Raw genomic sequence first — 15,289 nt, 5'->3', positions numbered from 1 at the left:
GCCCCGCACCCTCGCCCGAGTTGGCCCGCCGGCCCGCAACCGCATCCCGGCGATCAATCATCCGGGCCGGCGCAGATTCGTGAGACCGATTGGAGACCCCGCTGTCGAGGCCCGAGGGACTTACCCTGTTGGAAGAGTCAGTCGTTCGGCGCGCCGAGGTTTTCGACGTCGCTCTCTGTAATACGCAGTACCCGGCCCGAGGCGATATCGAAGAAGAGCCCCAATGTATCCAATCGCTGCTCTTCCAGAGCGGGACCCACCACGGGATGGACTTTCAAGTTCTGAATTTGCCAAGCGACGTTGACCATTGCCAACTGATCGCAGGCGTCATACCCCTGCCTGGCCGCCGCCCGGCCGACGGGGTGACCGGCGCGGAACGCGTCGAGGCTTGGCAGCGCCTGTTCGATCCATGCCGCGACAGCGGGGGGAATGCCGTCACGATGGCCAGCCTCGGAGAGCAATGCCGTCATCGCTCCGCATCTGGAGTGGCCGCAGATGATCATGGTGTTGACGTTCAACTCGATGATTCCGTACGCCAATGCGGCTTCCATCGACATGTCAGCGGCGTTCGGCTGAACGAGGTTGCCGAGGTTGCGCACGGTGAAAAGGTCACCGGGCCCGCTGGCGGTGATGACATTGGGCACCAAGCGAGCGTCTGCGCAGGTCAGGAACAGAGCGCGCGGTCGCTGCCCGCCGCGCAGCTCGTTGAAATGTTCGCGAAGCAGCGGGGCGTGTCGGCGATGGTAACGCGCGACGCCGTCCAACACCGGGGTGAGCATCGAACCGGTGTCCCCTGGGTGGTGGCCGTGAGAGCGCCAGGGCGATAGGCCGCGGGCTATCGCGCTGTGCGACCGGCGAATCGGCGGCCCTACGGTGGCCGCTGCCATCGCGCTCTCGCCGATTTCGTCGATGCAAACCGAGCCGCCAGCTAGGCGGTGCCGCCGAGCCCACTCCTCGATGGCCTCGTATGCGGCGTGATCAAGGAAGTCGACTGTGATCTCCACGGTGACCCGGCTGCCACGCGGAATTGAGGCCAGCACGCGCGATAGCCGCGGCAAGGAAAGGAAACTGAGGGCTCCTTCGAGTGTGAGACGCCATTCGTGATGCTCCTCGTCGATCGGTTCGGCATGTACTGAGGCGCGCACCACCCGCCACAACACCACGACGAGGGTGACGGCGACGCCGATGGCGACGCCTTCCAGCAGGTTCAGGAACAGAACTCCGGTGACTGTGATCGCATAAACAGCCAGGTCGCCGGTACGCCAGGCCAGCCGGATGTGTGCCAACTTGACCAACTGGATACCGATCACGATCAGCAACCCGGCCAGGGCGGCCTTCGGAATTTGTTGCACCAGACCGGCCAGCAACACGGAAAACAGCAGCACCCACACGCCGTGCAAAATCGACGAAGCCTGCGTGCGTGCACCGGCCGCCACGTTGGTTGCGCTGCGGACGATCACGCCGGTTACCGGCAGCCCGCCGAGCATCCCCGACACCATATTGGCCGCGCCCTGACCGATGAGCTCGCGGTTCAGATCGGCTTTCGGGCCGTTGTGCATCTTGTCGACCGCAACTGCCGAAAGTAAGCTTTCCACGCTGGCGATCAACGCGATGGTCAACACAGCCAGTACAAACGGCACCCAGGTGCCGTGCGGCAGAGTCGGCAAGCCGATCGCGTCGAGGATCGAACCGTTGAGTTCGATTCTGTCGGCGTTCAGCGGCGGCACGAACGATATCGCCGTCGCGGCGACGATTGCGACTAGCGGCCCGGGAAGTATTTGTAGCCGAGCCGGGCTTCGTTTCCAGCTCAGCATGATCGCGACGACAATGAGCCCTACAACGATGTCGCTTAGCCCGGATTTTTCGTGGAATGTTGACTGTGGGGGTGTGTAGATAAGCGAAAGTGCCTGTCCTGCAAGGAATAATTGGACTTCTCTACGGTTCAAAAACCCTGACGGGAAGGCACTTCGCAGGTGAAGAATATCGCGGCGGCATCGCCGGTGAAAGTTTCCGCCGACGGCCATGGCGTTGTGTCGCATGCCGGGATGGGCATGCTGCGTGAGCTTGCCGACCGGACCGGCTTATCGGCGCAGGTCACGGCCGCGTTGGCCGACACCTACCGCGGCCCGTGGGTGTATGCGCCTGGGGAGGTGTTCGCTGATCTGGCGGCCGCGGTCGCCGACGGCGCGGACTGCATCGACGCGGTCGGTCAGCTGTGCGGTGACCGGGAGCACGTCCTGGGGGCCAAGGCCTCAACGACCACCATGTGGCGGCTGATCGATGAGCGGATCGATGCCGCGCATCTACCCGGGGTGCGCGCAGCCCGAGCCGCGGCGCGGGCAGCGGCCTGGGCTGTCGGAGCCGCCCCCACCACCGGCGGCTGGCTGCATATCGACATCGATGCCACGCTGGTGATCGATCACTCCGACAACAAGGCCGGGGCTGCGCCGACCTGGAAGAAAACGTTCGGGCTGCACCCGCTGCTGGCGTTTCTGGACCGCCCCGACATCGCCGGCGGCGAAGCCCTGGCCGGGTTGCTGCGCAACGGTAACGCCGGCTCCAACACCGCCTCCGACCACATCATCGTCCTGCACCAGGCTTTGGCATCGCTGCCAGCGGCGTGGCGGCCCAACCCCGACGATCCCGACAACCCCGAGGCCCCGAAGGTGTTGGTGCGCTGCGATACCGCCGGATCCACCCACAAATTCGCCGCAGCGTGCCGGGCCGCCGGGGCCGGGTTCTCCTTCGGGTACCCCGTCGATACCCGCGTCCAGGACGCCGTGGACACCCTCAACCTCGGCGATTGCTGGTATCCAGCGATCGACACCGACGGCGGGATCCGCGACGGCGCGTGGGTCGCTGAAGCCACCGACCTGGTCAACCTGGCCTCCTGGCCCGAAGGGACCCGGCTGATCCTGCGTAAAGAACGCCCCCACCCCGGCGCGCAGTTGCGGTTCACCGACGCCGACGGCATGCGGGTCACCGCGTTCATCACCGACACACCACCGGGTGTCGTACCCGGTCAGGTCGCCGGTCTGGAACTACGGCACCGCCAGCACGCCCGCGTCGAGGACCGTATCCGCGAACTCAAAGCCACCGGGCTGCGTAACCTGCCCTGCCACTCCTTCTGGGCCAATGCTGCCTGGCTCGAAATCGTCCTGGCCGCCGCTGACCTGGTCACCTGGACCCGCCTCATCGGGTTCGCCAGCGATCGCGCTCTGGCCCGCGTCGAGATCACCACGTTCCGCTACCGGGTCCTGCACGTGGCCGCCCGTATCACCCGCGGCGCCCGCCAACTGCGGCTACGCATCGATGCCACCTGGCGCTGGGCGGCGGCGATCGCCGCCGCCTGGCACCGCGTCCGCACCGCCTTCGGATAACACCCCACCCCATCGGACCCATCAACGATGAAGGACCCACAGGCCCCAGGAAAGCCCGCCCCACCCGGCGACACGGGACAGCACCTCTACGCCACCACACGAAAACCACTACCCAACAACACAACTCGGCATCACACCGAACCCACACCAATTACCACGCAAAATCCGGGCTAGGGCGTGTCCGATAAATGGGGCAGCCAGAGTGTGACCGCTCGTAGGACTGCCGCGGCACGGTAGACGATGGCCAGCTTGTCGTAGCGGGTGGCCAGTGCGCGCCATTGCTTGACGTCGTTGAAGTTGCGTTCAACCACGTTGCGGCCCTTGTAATCCTCGGCATCGAAGGCCGGTGGCCGACCGCCGGCCGAGCCCCGGCGTTTGCGGTTGGCGATCTGATCGGACGGTTCCGGGATCACTGCACCGATGCCGCGTCGCCGCAACAGCGCGCGGGTGGCGCGACTCGAATAGGCCTTATCTGCGCGGACGCGATCGGGGCGGGTGCGGGGCCGTCCGCCGCCGGGGCGGTCAACTTTCAGGTGGGCGAGCAAATGCTCGAACACCGGGCCGTCGTGGGATTGGCCTGCGCCCACGAGCACCACCAAGGGCCGTCCTCGGCCGTCGACGAGATGGTGGATCTTGCTGGTCAACCCGCCGCGGGAGCGGCCAATGCCGTGGTCAGGCGGCTCGATCGCCAGATTCGTGTAATTCGACCCAGCCCCCTGTGTCACGGGTGAGGTTCGTGGCGTGCTGGTGTGCTCGGGCGATCGTGGAATCAACTGCCACCGCCCAATCGATCATCCCGGCCTCATCAGCGGCTGCCAGCAACCGGGCCAACACCACATCCCACGTACCGTCAGCGCTCATCCGACGATGCCACGTCCAGATGCTCTGCCACGGACCGAACACCTCCGGCACGTCACGCCAGGCAATGCCACATCGGTATCGGTAGATGATGCCCTCAACCATCGACCGAGCATCCTGAAAAGGCCTGCCCCGCTTACCCGTCCGGACCGGAAGCAAATCTTCGATCAACGACCACTGGGCATCGGAAAGCAACTGGAACCGCGACACCCTACGAGTCTCAGGTACCACGCCTGAAATTTTTGTCAGACACGCCCTAGTCACCTTCGATGAACTGCCGCATCACCCCGACGCCCCTGGATCGGGCGATCGAGCCCTCCTCGGGCTCGACCTCCCCAAGCGCGATTTTCAGTAGTGCCGACTTGCCCGCACCGTTGGCGCCGATCAGTGCGACACGTTCCCCTTCGCCGACCCACAACGAGACATTGTTGAGAAGCGGACGGCCAGGTAGGCCGTAGCTGATCCTTGACAGATCGAGATGAGCCACACACCAACCCTATGAGCCATCGCAAAAGGTTTTTCGCGGCGCTGAGCGCGTCGACGTTCATTGTTGGACTTCCAGCCGACCTGAAAGTCCTTCGCCCCGATCATGTTTGGGAAGATCGGTAACACGACGCCAATTCGACTGCACCGGTTCACTTTTCATCGCAAGCCCCTAAGCGTGCCGCGACGTCACTCCCCCGTCGACGACGATCTGCGTCCCGGTGATGAACGACGCCTTCGGCGACAAGAGGAACGCGACGGCCGCGCCGATCTCCTCGGGCTGCCCCAGCCGGCCCAGCGGCGCCGCCGACAGGAACGCGTTCTTCACCTCAGGAACAGCCAACGCGTCGGCGAGCATCGGGGTTTCGATGAAGCCCGGGCACACCGCGTTGACGCGAATTCCCAACGGCCCCAACTGACCTGCCATCGACCGGGTCAGCCCGAGCAGCCCGGCCTTCGACGCGCAGTACGCCGGGATGAACGGATTGCCAACCAGCCCTTCGATACTCGAGATCCCCACGATCGCCGGAGCGGCTCCGGCAGCCAGCGCGTTCTCGAAATGTGGCAGCAGCAGTTGGGACAGCAGCGCTTGCGCACGCAGGTTCACATCGACGACGGCATCCCACGATTCAACAGTGAACATCCCGACCGGCTCTGGCAGCACCCGGCCCGCGGCATGCACCAGCCCGTCGATGCCGTCCACGGCTACGGCGGCCTGCTCGACGGCGGCGGCCATCGAGTCGGTGTCACTCACGTCGACGACGACGCCGTGCGCCCCGAGTGACTCCGCGACGGCGACCACTTGCGGCGAGATGTCGAACAGCGACACCGCGCGACCGTCGGCGATCAACGCCTTGGCCGACGCCAGGCCGATACCGGATGCACCACCGGTCACCACCACACCACTCATGCCAGACCTTTCAATACGCTCCGCTACGTAGCGGAATACCGAACGGCTCGGACACTACGCGATACCGGCCCGCCCCAGCGTTTCAACGCCGGAATTCATAGCCACTCATGGTTGGCTCGAAGGGTCATGACGAAACGTACTGCGCTGCTGCTGACCTGCACGCTGCTCCTCGGCTCCACGGGATGCTCGATCTTCGGCGGCCCGGAACCCGAGGATGCCTTCAACGCGTTTGCTGATGCGTTGCACCGCAAGGACTCCGGCGCCGCCGCCAAAGACACCACCGATGCCGGCGCGTCGGAGCCGGCCATCAAGTCCATGTTCGACGGCATGGGCAAAAACGCCACGCTCGACGTCAAGGCCACGCCCGGCGACGGCGACAACAAGTCGACCGCCAAGCTCGCCTACACCTGGTCGTTCGGACCCGGACGCGAATTCAGTTACGACACAACAGCAATCGCCACCAAGGTCGGCGACGACTGGAAAATCCGCTGGGCCCCGGCGCTTTTGCATGCCAAGCTCCGGCAGGGCGGGACGTTCCAGTTCAGCGAAGACAAAGCGCTGCTGACGCCTGTCGTCGACCGCAACGGCCAACCCCTGCTGAACTGGCAGACCGTCGGCGTCATCACCCTCAGCCGCGACCACCTCGACTCCGCCGCGGCACTGGCCCCGGTGGTTGCCCGGTTCGACGAGACGATCACCGGCGACTCGATCACCAATGAGTTCAACGGAAATCAGGACGACCGTGTCACCGTCGTCAAGCTCCGGGAGACGGACCTCGCCCAGGTCGCCGACGAGCTCACCCAGATTCCCGGCGTCACCGTCACCAAGCAGGGCGCACTGCTGACCGTCGACCCGAACCTGCACTCGCCGGCCATCAGCGGACTGCCCGAGGTCTGGCAGAAGGCCATCGACGCGACCGCCGGCTGGTCCGTGGATCTGGTCGACGAGCAAGGGCAGCCTACCGACGAGCTCGCGAACAACGCCCCCGCCGACACCAAACCCGTGCGCACCACCCTGGACCCGCGCCTGCAGCTCCTCGCCCAGCACGCCGTGGCCACCGATCCCCGGCCGACCGTGCTCGTCGCCATCGCGCCCAGCACAGGCGCCATCCTCGCCGCGGCGCAGAACGATGCCGCCAACGCGCAGGGACCCATCGCCTTCACCGGCCTGTACCCGCCGGGGTCGACGTTCAAGACCGTCACCACCGCGGCCGCCCTCGAGAAGGGGCTGGCGAAGGCCGACTCCCCCGAGCCCTGCCCGGGCACGGTGACGATCGAGAACCGCACCATCCCCAACGAGGACAAGTTCGACCTCGGCACGGTCCCGCTGGAGCAGGCCTTCGCGCATTCCTGCAACACCACCATGGGCGCGCTGGCCGACAAGCTGCCCGCCGACGCGCTGCCCAACACCGCCAAGAACCTCGGGATCGGCGTCGACTTCGTCATCCCCGGCATCACGACCGTGACGGGCAAGGTGCCCAACGCGGACACCCCGGCGCAGCGCGTCGAGAACGGCATCGGCCAGGGCACCGTCACCGTGAGCCCGTTCGGGTTGGCCGTCGCCGAGGCCAGCCTCGCGCACGGATCGACCATCACGCCCACGCTGCTGCCGGGCCAGCAGACCACCGCCAGCACGCCGTCGACCCCGATCGACAAGCCGACCGCCGACTCCCTGCGCGCGATGATGCGACTGACCGTCACCGACGGCACCGCGTCCGCTCTCAAGGACATCGACGGGCTTGGCGGGAAGACCGGGACCGCCGAATTCGGCGACAACACGCACTCGCACGGCTGGTTCGCGGGCATCGTCGGCGACCTCGCGTTCGCGACGCTGGTCGTCGGTGGAGATTCGTCGGCGCCCGCGGTCGCCGTCAGCGGGGACTTCCTGCGTGCCGCGCTGGCCGGGTAACGGCGTGCCAATTTCGCCAACGGGCCCCGCACTTGGGATTCTTGGCTGATGCGGGTTGACGGACGCGAGGTCGCGGTCTCGGGCAGCCTGCTGCAACCGATCACCCGCCGGACCAACGACATCCTGCGGCTGGTGGCCGCGACGGCGTTCCTGGTCACCGTCGTCACCAGCTCGCTGATCACCCGCAACGACTGGGTCCGGCTGGAACGGTCGGTGTCGCGGATCGTCGGCGTGCTCACGCCGACGCAGTCGAACCTTGTCTACATCGCGTACGCCATCGCGATCCTGGCGCTGCCGTTCGTCATCCTGCTGAGCCTGCTCGTGACAAAGCAATGGAAACTGCTCGGTCCGTACGCCGCCGCCGGCCTGATCGCCGTGCTGTCGCTGTCCATCAACTCCAACGGCATCGCAGCGCCCAACTGGCACTTCGACCTCTCCGACCGCCTCAACACCGTCTTCTCCCAGTTCCTCGACGACCCGCGCTGGATCGCGCTGCTGGCCGCGGTGCTGACGGTGTCCGGCCCCTGGCAGCCCGCCCGGCTGCGCCGCTGGTGGTGGACGCTGCTGCTGGCGTTCGTGCCGATCCACCTCGTGGTCAGCGCCATCGTGCCGGCCCGGTCGCTGCTCGGCCTCGCCGTGGGCTGGTTCGTCGGCGCGCTGGTGGTGCTGGTCAGCGGCACCCCGGCGCTGGAGGTTCCGCTGGCGGGCGGGGTCCAGGCGCTGGCCCGCCGCCAGTTCGACGTATCGGCGCTGACGGTCATCCGCCCGGCCGGCGCCGGACCACTGGTGCTCAGTGCCGATTCAGCCGACGGGACGCGCGCCGTCGTCGAGCTCTACGGGCCGAACCAGCGGGTGGGCGGCGCCATGAGCCAGCTCTGGCGCAAGATCACGCTGCGCAACGACGAGACCGCGCCCCTGCAGACCTCGATGCGCCGCGCCGTCGAACACCGCGCGCTCATGACCATCGCCGTCGGCGACCTCGACCTGGCCAACACCCGGACCATCGCACTCGCGGCCCTCGACCGCGGCTGGACCATGTTCGCGCATACGCCGGCGAGCGGCGCTCCGCTGACCAACGAGACTGCTGTCGCCGAGGTGTGGCGTGCGCTCGGCGCGCTGCACCACCACCAGATCTCGCACGGCGACCTGCGTGCGTCGGAGCTGACGGTCGACGACCGGACCGTGCTGTTCGGCGGGTTGGGCAACTCCGAATACGGCGCGTCCGACGTACAGCTGCAATCCGACGTCGCGCAGCTGTTGGTGACGACGACGGCCATGTACGACGCCGAGGAGGCGGTCGCCGCGGCCATCGAGCAGTTCGGTGAGGACACCGTGCTGACCGCGTCGCGCCGGCTGACCAAGTCCGCGATGCCGCTGCGGCTGCGGGAGTCGATCCCCGATTCGCGCGGCGTGATCACCGCGGCCCGCGACGAGGTGAAGCACCAGACCGGCGCCGACCGCATCCAGACCGAGACCATCACCCGCTTCACGCGCAACCAGGTCATCCAGCTGGTCCTGCTCGTGGCGCTGGTGTACGTCGCCTACCCGTTCATCAGTACGGTGCCGACGTTCTTCTCCGAGCTGCGGACCGCCAACTGGTGGTGGGCGCTGCTCGGCCTCGCGGTGTCGGCGCTGACGTATGTGGGCGCCGCGGCGGCGTTGTGGGCCAGCGCATCGGAGGCGGTGAGCTTCAAGAACCTGACCATCATGCAGGTGGCCAACACCTTCGCCGCGACGACGACACCCGCCGGCGTCGGTGGCCTGGCGCTCAGCACGCGGTTCCTGCAGAAGGCCGGGCTCGGCGCCTTGCGCGCGACGGCCGCGGTGGCGCTGCAGCAGTCGGTGCAGGTGCTCACCCACGTGGCGCTGCTGATCTTCTTCAGTGCGGCCGCCGGCGCATCGGCTGATCTGTCGCACTTCGTGCCGTCATCGACGGTGCTGTATCTGATCGCCGGTGCGGCGCTGGGTGTGGTCGGCACGTTCATGTTGGTGCCGCGGGCCCGGCATTGGCTCGGCACCTCGGTGCGGCCGCGCCTGACCGAGGTGTGGGCCGACCTGGTCAACCTGGCGCGCGAACCGCGGCGCCTCGGGCTGATCGTGTTGGGTTGCGCGGCAACGACTCTCGGTGCGGCGTTGGCCTTGTGGGCGAGCGTCGAGGCCTTCGGCGGATCGACGTCGTTCGTGACGGTATGCGTCGTGACGATGATCGGTGGGACGCTCGCCTCGGCCGCCCCGACCCCCGGCGGCGTCGGCGCTGTCGAGGCCGCGCTGATCGGTGGTCTGGCCGCGTTCGGCCTGCCCGCCGCCGTCGCGGTCCCCTCGGTACTGCTCTACCGGGTCCTGACGTGCTGGCTGCCGGTGTTCATCGGCTGGCCGGTCATGCGCTGGCTGACCGAGAAGGACATGATCTAGACCCTGCTGCGGCGTGTCGCCGTCGGCGTGTCGGGCCGCCTTGTGACACATGCGATCTGGAGGCGTCAACTTTCCCTGACTGGGTCAGGGAAAGTTGACGCGTCCCAACGAAAGGTGCCGACAGACCGGGGCCGCAGCTCGCTACCGGCCCCGGTACCGCCGTCACATCTTGGCGAGCATGCCGTTCATCGTGGTGATCTCGGCCTGCTGCGTGGAGATGATCGCCTGCGCCATGGCCTTGGCGTCGGCGTTGGTGCCGTTCTTCAGCTCGTCATTGGCCATGGTGACCGCGCCCTGGTGATGCTCGACCATCATCTGCAGCCACATCTTGTCGAACGCCGCGCCGGACAGGCCCGTCAACTCGGTCATCTGCTGCGGGGTCATCAGGCCCGGCATCGAGTGGCTCATGGTGGCCGACGGTGCGGGCTTGCCGAAGCCCGCGAGCAGCGTCGTCATCTGCTGCATCTCGGGGGCCTGCGCCTTCTCGATGGCGGCGGCGAGGTCCTTGACCTGCTGGTTCTGCGAGCGGGTCGGGACCAGCTTGGCCATCTCGACAGCCTGCGCGTGATGCGGGTACATCATCTGCAGGAACATGACGTCGGCGTCGTTGAAGTTGGCGGCCGGCGCCGAGCTGGTGCTCGAACCCGACATCCCCGGCATCGAGTGCCCGGACATGTCGTGGCCCGACATCGGCATGGACGACGTGGTGGCGGAGACCGTCGAGGCCTGCTCGTTCGGCGGGCTACAGGCCGCGAGCGCGATGGCAGCGGCGGTTCCGGCTGCAACAGCGGTGGCGATAGATGCGATTTTGAACATGGTTGAACTCCTTGAGAATTGGCTGGGTCGACGCGGGGCGCGGCCCATCAGATTCGAAGGAGCGACAGTTCCGCGAGAGTGAGCACCGTCCACGGCGGGGCTCTTTGCCTGCGCCGCAACGCCTGTCGAATACGGGCCTGCACGCTGCGCTCGGGCGCGACGCCGAGCCAGTACAGCAAAGCCAGGCCCAGGATGGTCAGCAGCTCGGTCATGACGAAGACGCAGGCGTGAAAACCGTTGTGTCCGTTGCAGTCGCAGGCATCCAACAAGGACGTTTGCACCGCCGGGGCGCTCGCATGCTCATGCACAGCCGGCCGCGGATGATGCGACGGACCGTGCGCCGACGTGACGGTCAGCGAATGCATGCCGATGATGCCCGCGATCAGAACGAGCATGCCGACGACGTGTAAACGCGTGCTGCGATGCGTCACGTCGGCCTCCGGTTCAAGTGTCGGTCTGCAAATCATAGTACCCGAGGGGGGTATATCTGCGGGAATGAATCTCGCTGCCGCCGCCGACCAGATGGCGATCAGGCGCCCATCGCCGGTGGGCCGCGTCACATCACCATTCCCGCAGTGGCGACTTTCACCGTCATTGGACTCGTCGGTTAGTTAGCCCCGCTACTAGTGTCGACATATGGGTCGGGAAGCCTTGAGTCACAGCATTATTGGGGCGGCTGAATCGCTGGACCAATACGTTCAGCCGGACGGCCGGATCGTCATACCTGACGGCATCACGCTGACGTCGTTCCTGGAGCGCAACCGCGCGGCGATGGGCGAGAGTCCGTCGTACCGGTTCATCGACTACGCGCAGAACCCCGACGGCGAGATCATCGAACTCAGCTGGAACGGCCTGTGGGCTCAGGTCAACGCCGTCGCGGCCCGGCTCCAGCAGGTCACCGCGCCCCGCGACCGGGTGGCGATCCTCGCGCCACAGGGCGTCGACTACGTCGCGGCGTTCTTCGCGGCCGTGCACGCCGGAAACATCGCGGTGCCGCTGTTCGCGCCGGCACTGGCCGGGCACACCGAGCGCCTGGCCGCGGTGCTGGCCGACGCCAAGCCGTCCGCGGTGCTCACCACCACCGCGGCCGCCGAAGCGGTCCGCACGTTCATCAAAACGCTGCCCGCCGCCGAGCGCCCGCGGGTGATCGCCGTCGACGCCGTACCGGACACCCTCGCCGAGATGTACGTGGCCCCGGACGCCCGCACCGACGACGTGGCCTACCTGCAGTACACCTCCGGTTCGACGCGCACCCCGGCCGGCGTGGAGATCACGCATCGGAACGTGTGCACCAACGTCATTCAGATGATCCTGGCCGGCGGTCTGGACACCGACATCCGCAGCGTCAGCTGGCTGCCGCTCTATCACGACATGGGCCTCATCATGATCATGTTCCCCGCGCTGTGCGGCGGCCAGATCAGCCTGATGGACCCGATGGCGTTCGTCCGCCGGCCCTACCGGTGGATCCGGCGCCTCGCCGACGAGGCCGCCCACGGCCGGACGTTCGCGGCCGCACCCAATTTCGCTTTCGAGCTGTGCGCGCAGCGTGGCCTGCCGCCGGCCGGTGAACCGCTCGACCTCAGCAATGTGGTGACGCTGCTCAACGGCTCCGAGCCCGTGACGCTGCCATCCATCGAGCAGTTCATGGAGGCTTTCAAGCCCTACGGGCTGCCCGAGACCGTCGTCAAGCCCTCGTACGGCATGGCCGAGGCGACGCTGTCGGTCGCCAGCATCGGCGCCGACGAAAAGCCGTGCGCCACATATCTGGACCGCGAGGAGCTCGCGGCGGGCCGGGCCGTCGTCGTCGGCAAGCACGCGGACGGCGCCGTGCCCCACGTCTCGTGCGGGCAGGCCATCCCGGACCAGTGGGTGACGATCGTGACGCCCGACGGCGACGAGGCCGCCGACGGCACCGTCGGCGAAATCTGGTTGCACGGCAACAACATCGGCCGGGGTTACTTCGGCCGGCCCGAGGAGTCCGAGCGGGTGTTCGGCAACAAGCTGCAGACCCGCCAGACCGTCAGCCACGCCGACGGCGCCGAGGACAACGCATTGTGGTTGGCCACAGGCGATCTGGGCGTTTACGTCGGCGGTGAGCTGTTCGTGACCGGGCGCATCAAGGATCTCGTCATCGTGGACGGGCGCAACCATTACCCGCAGGACATCGAGGCGACCGTCAGCAAGGCGTCGTCGGCGGTGCGGTCCGGCTACGTGACAGCCTTTGCTGTGCCTGGTGATTCGGGTGAACAGCTGGTCGTGGTGGCCGAGCGCGCGGTGGGTGCCGGGCGTGCCGAACTGGGTCCGGTGGCCGAGGCGGTGCGGGCTGCGGTGTCGCGTCATCACCAGGTGCGCGTCGCCGAGGTACGACTGGTCGCAGCCGGCCGCATCCCGCGTACGACCTCGGGAAAGCTGGCCCGCAGCGCCGCGCGGGCGGAGTTTCTGGCCGGTCAATTCGACTGACGATCGGCGCGCCGGGCGCTGTTGCGGCACTTCTGATTTGGTGCCGCAGCAGCCCACTGGGGCGCGAGTCATGAGAGTTAACAGAACGTTATTTGTCGATCGCGCCAATTTACGCCGCGGTGCTCGCCGCTCGTGTTGGATATCGGGGGTAGCCCCTCAGTAGGGGCCCATTCCTCCGATGGGAGCACCGAGATGACGGAGCAGCGCCCCGACATCGTCATCCTCATGACCGACGAAGAACGCGCCATCCCGCCGTACGAAACCGACGACGTTCTCGACTGGCGGCACCGGACCCTGACGGGCCGGCGGTGGTTCGACGAGAACGGCGTGCGCTTCACGCGGCACTACACCGGCTCGCTGGCGTGTGCGCCCAGCCGGCCGACGCTCTTCACCGGGCAGTACCCCGACCTCCACGGCGTCACGCAGACCGACGGCCTCGGCAAGCGGTACGACGACTCGCGGCTGCGGTGGCTGCGCCAAGGCGAGGTGCCGACGCTGGGCAACTGGCTGCGCGCCGCCGGGTACGACACCCATTACGACGGCAAGTGGCACATCTCGCACGCCGACCTCGAGGACCCCAAGACCGGCAAGCCGCTCGCCACCAACGACGCCGACGGTGTCGTCGACCCGGTGGCCGTGCAGGCCTACCTCGACGCCGATCCGCTCGGGCCGTACGGCTTCTCCGGCTGGGTCGGGCCCGAGCCGCACGGCGCGGCCATGTCCAACAGCGGTTTTCGGCGGGACCCGCTGGTGGCCGACCGCGTCGTCGCCTGGCTGGAAGACCGCTACGCGCGGCGGCGTGCCGGCGACGCCGACGCGCTGCGGCCGTTTCTGTTGGTGGCCAGCTTCGTCAATCCCCATGACATCGTGCTGTTCCCGGCCTGGGTGCGCCGCAGCCCGCTGCTCGACTACCCCGTCCTCGAGCCGCCGCACGTGCCCGCGGCGCCGACCGCCACCGAGGATCTCAGCGACAAGCCGGCCGCGCAGGCCGCCTTCCGCGAGGCCTACTACTCCGGCTACGGTCCGGCCGCCGTCATCGAACGCACCTACCGGCGCAACGCCCAGCAGTACCGCGACCTGTACTACCGCCTGCACGCCGAGGTCGACGGCCCGCTGGACCGGGTGCGCCGCGCCGTCACCGAGAACGGGTCCGAAAACGCCGTGCTGGTACGGACTTCCGATCACGGCGACCTACTCGGCGCGCACGGCGGGCTGCACCAGAAGTGGTTCAACCTGTACGACGAGGCGACGCGCGTGCCGTTCGTCATCGCCCGGATCGGCTCCGACGCGACCGCCGCCCGCGAAGTCACCGCGCCCACCTCCCACGTCGACCTGGTGCCGACGCTGCTCGGCGCCGCCGGCGTCGACGTCGCCGCCGTGTCCGAAACACTGGCCACCTCGTTCACCGAGGTGCATCCGCTGCCCGGCCGCGACCTCATGCCGGTGGTGAATGGTGCTGCGGCCGAACAGGATCGGACCATCTACCTGATGACGCGCGACAACATCCTCGAGGGTGACACCGGCGCCTCGGGCGCGGCACAGGCGATCGGCGCCAACACGAATCCGCCTGCGCTGCTGCGGATCAAGGTGCCCGCGAACGTCGCGGCCAACTTCGAGGGGCTGGTCTCGCGCGTCACCAACGCCGAGGCCGCGGGCGGCTCCGGGCACCTGTGGAAGCTGGTCCGCACCTTCGATGATCCGGCGACCTGGACCGAACCGGGCGTGCGGCATCTGGCGGCCAACAGCCGCGGCGGCGACACCTACCGCACCGACCCGCTCGACGACCAGTGGGAGCTCTACGACCTGACCTCCGACCCGATCGAGGCCGTCAACCGCTGGGCCGATCCCAGCCTGCACGAGCTGCGCCGGCATCTGCGGACACAGCTCAAGCTGGTCCGGACGGCGTCGGTACCGGAGCGCAACGATCCGTGGCCGTATGTGAGCCGGCGGCCACCGGAGCCGGGCAGCGCCGTCCGCCGCCTGCTGTGCCGGTTCCGCCCGTAGGCAAAACCCGCAGGTCACGCCGCCGCGATTACAGGTTTTGCCTGGTCGGCCAATACCA

11 protein-coding genes are annotated in these 15,289 nt (G+C 67.5%); 5 read left to right on the top strand and 6 right to left on the bottom strand.

The genetic code is table 11. The features are described 5' to 3' along the window. Positions 1 to 137 precede the first annotated feature (137 nt). Positions 138 to 2,024, bottom strand: a complete 1,887-nt coding sequence (locus ACJEIK_RS07520) for a solute carrier family 23 protein (RefSeq protein ID WP_244872969.1) — start codon at positions 2,022 to 2,024, stop codon at positions 138 to 140. On the opposite strand from ACJEIK_RS07520, the gene ACJEIK_RS07515 reads away from it, so the two are divergent. After that, a complete protein-coding gene (locus ACJEIK_RS07515) occupies positions 1,974 to 3,380 on the top strand; it encodes an IS1380 family transposase (RefSeq protein WP_016341434.1) in 1,407 nt (468 codons plus the stop codon). The genes ACJEIK_RS07520 and ACJEIK_RS07515 overlap by 51 nt on opposite strands. A 170-nt stretch (positions 3,381 to 3,550) precedes the next feature. Here the strand turns inward: ACJEIK_RS07515 and ACJEIK_RS07510 are convergent. From ACJEIK_RS07510 to ACJEIK_RS07500, 3 genes are all read right to left on the bottom strand, one after another. Then, a protein-coding gene (locus tag ACJEIK_RS07510; protein ID WP_371824527.1) for an IS5 family transposase occupies positions 3,551 to 4,448 on the bottom strand; the annotation gives its coding sequence in 2 pieces (ribosomal slippage) (positions 3,551 to 4,103 and positions 4,102 to 4,448; 900 coding nt in all). A gap of 46 nt (positions 4,449 to 4,494) precedes the next feature. After that, positions 4,495 to 4,725 carry an ATP-binding cassette domain-containing protein gene (locus ACJEIK_RS07505; protein ID WP_406775977.1) on the bottom strand — a complete coding sequence of 77 codons (231 nt, stop codon included), beginning with the start codon at positions 4,723 to 4,725 and terminating at the stop codon, positions 4,495 to 4,497. Between the two features lie 168 nt (positions 4,726 to 4,893). Next, positions 4,894 to 5,631, bottom strand: a complete 738-nt coding sequence (locus ACJEIK_RS07500) for an SDR family oxidoreductase (RefSeq protein WP_346415384.1) — start codon at positions 5,629 to 5,631, stop codon at positions 4,894 to 4,896. 126 nt (positions 5,632 to 5,757) lie between these two features. On the opposite strand from ACJEIK_RS07500, the gene ACJEIK_RS07495 reads away from it, so the two are divergent. Further along, positions 5,758 to 7,539, top strand: coding sequence for a penicillin-binding transpeptidase domain-containing protein (locus tag ACJEIK_RS07495; RefSeq protein ID WP_409431270.1), 1,782 nt, complete (start codon positions 5,758 to 5,760; stop codon positions 7,537 to 7,539). A gap of 48 nt (positions 7,540 to 7,587) precedes the next feature. Further along, the gene (locus ACJEIK_RS07490; RefSeq protein WP_409431269.1) at positions 7,588 to 9,951 is read left to right on the top strand and encodes a lysylphosphatidylglycerol synthase domain-containing protein; all 2,364 of its coding nucleotides are present in this window, start codon (positions 7,588 to 7,590) and stop codon (positions 9,949 to 9,951) included. Between the two features lie 162 nt (positions 9,952 to 10,113). Here ACJEIK_RS07490 and ACJEIK_RS07485 read toward each other — a convergent pair whose 3' ends face one another. Together ACJEIK_RS07485 and ACJEIK_RS07480 are read right to left on the bottom strand one after the other, a co-directional pair. Beyond that, positions 10,114 to 10,767: a DUF305 domain-containing protein gene (locus tag ACJEIK_RS07485; RefSeq protein WP_409431268.1), complete on the bottom strand. Its 654-nt coding sequence runs from the start codon at positions 10,765 to 10,767 to the stop codon at positions 10,114 to 10,116. 47 nt (positions 10,768 to 10,814) lie between these two features. Beyond that, the gene (locus tag ACJEIK_RS07480) at positions 10,815 to 11,198 is read right to left on the bottom strand and encodes a DUF6153 family protein (protein WP_409431267.1); all 384 of its coding nucleotides are present in this window, start codon (positions 11,196 to 11,198) and stop codon (positions 10,815 to 10,817) included. A 205-nt stretch (positions 11,199 to 11,403) separates the two neighbouring features. On the opposite strand from ACJEIK_RS07480, the gene ACJEIK_RS07475 reads away from it, so the two are divergent. Next, positions 11,404 to 13,227, top strand: coding sequence for a fatty acyl-AMP ligase (locus ACJEIK_RS07475; protein WP_409431266.1), 1,824 nt, complete (start codon positions 11,404 to 11,406; stop codon positions 13,225 to 13,227). 192 nt (positions 13,228 to 13,419) lie between these two features. Further along, positions 13,420 to 15,231 (top strand): sulfatase-like hydrolase/transferase, encoded by a 1,812-nt coding sequence (locus ACJEIK_RS07470; RefSeq protein WP_409431265.1) that lies wholly within the window; start codon positions 13,420 to 13,422, stop codon positions 15,229 to 15,231. The last annotated feature ends 58 nt before the right edge of the window (positions 15,232 to 15,289 follow it).

Source organism: Mycobacterium sp. SMC-16 (assembly GCF_046250085.1).
Classification (GTDB): Bacteria; Actinomycetota; Actinomycetes; order Mycobacteriales; family Mycobacteriaceae; genus Mycobacterium; species Mycobacterium phocaicum.
Note: the sequence above shows the minus strand (reverse complement) of the source record. Positions and strands in the feature narration are given on the sequence as shown.

Excerpts from the sequence above, each read along its gene's own strand:
- ACJEIK_RS07475 (WP_409431266.1), top strand. The coding sequence starts at position 11,404 with ATGGGTCGGGAAGCCTTGAGTCACAGCATTATTGGGGCGGCTGAATCG.
- ACJEIK_RS07470 (WP_409431265.1), top strand. The coding sequence starts at position 13,420 with ATGACGGAGCAGCGCCCCGACATCGTCATCCTCATGACCGACGAAGAA.
- ACJEIK_RS07495 (WP_409431270.1), top strand. The coding sequence starts at position 5,758 with ATGACGAAACGTACTGCGCTGCTGCTGACCTGCACGCTGCTCCTCGGC.
- ACJEIK_RS07490 (WP_409431269.1), top strand. The coding sequence starts at position 7,588 with ATGCGGGTTGACGGACGCGAGGTCGCGGTCTCGGGCAGCCTGCTGCAA.
- ACJEIK_RS07485 (WP_409431268.1), bottom strand. The coding sequence starts at position 10,767 with ATGTTCAAAATCGCATCTATCGCCACCGCTGTTGCAGCCGGAACCGCC.
- ACJEIK_RS07500 (WP_346415384.1), bottom strand. The coding sequence starts at position 5,631 with ATGAGTGGTGTGGTGGTGACCGGTGGTGCATCCGGTATCGGCCTGGCG.
- ACJEIK_RS07520 (WP_244872969.1), bottom strand. The coding sequence starts at position 2,024 with ATGGCCGTCGGCGGAAACTTTCACCGGCGATGCCGCCGCGATATTCTT.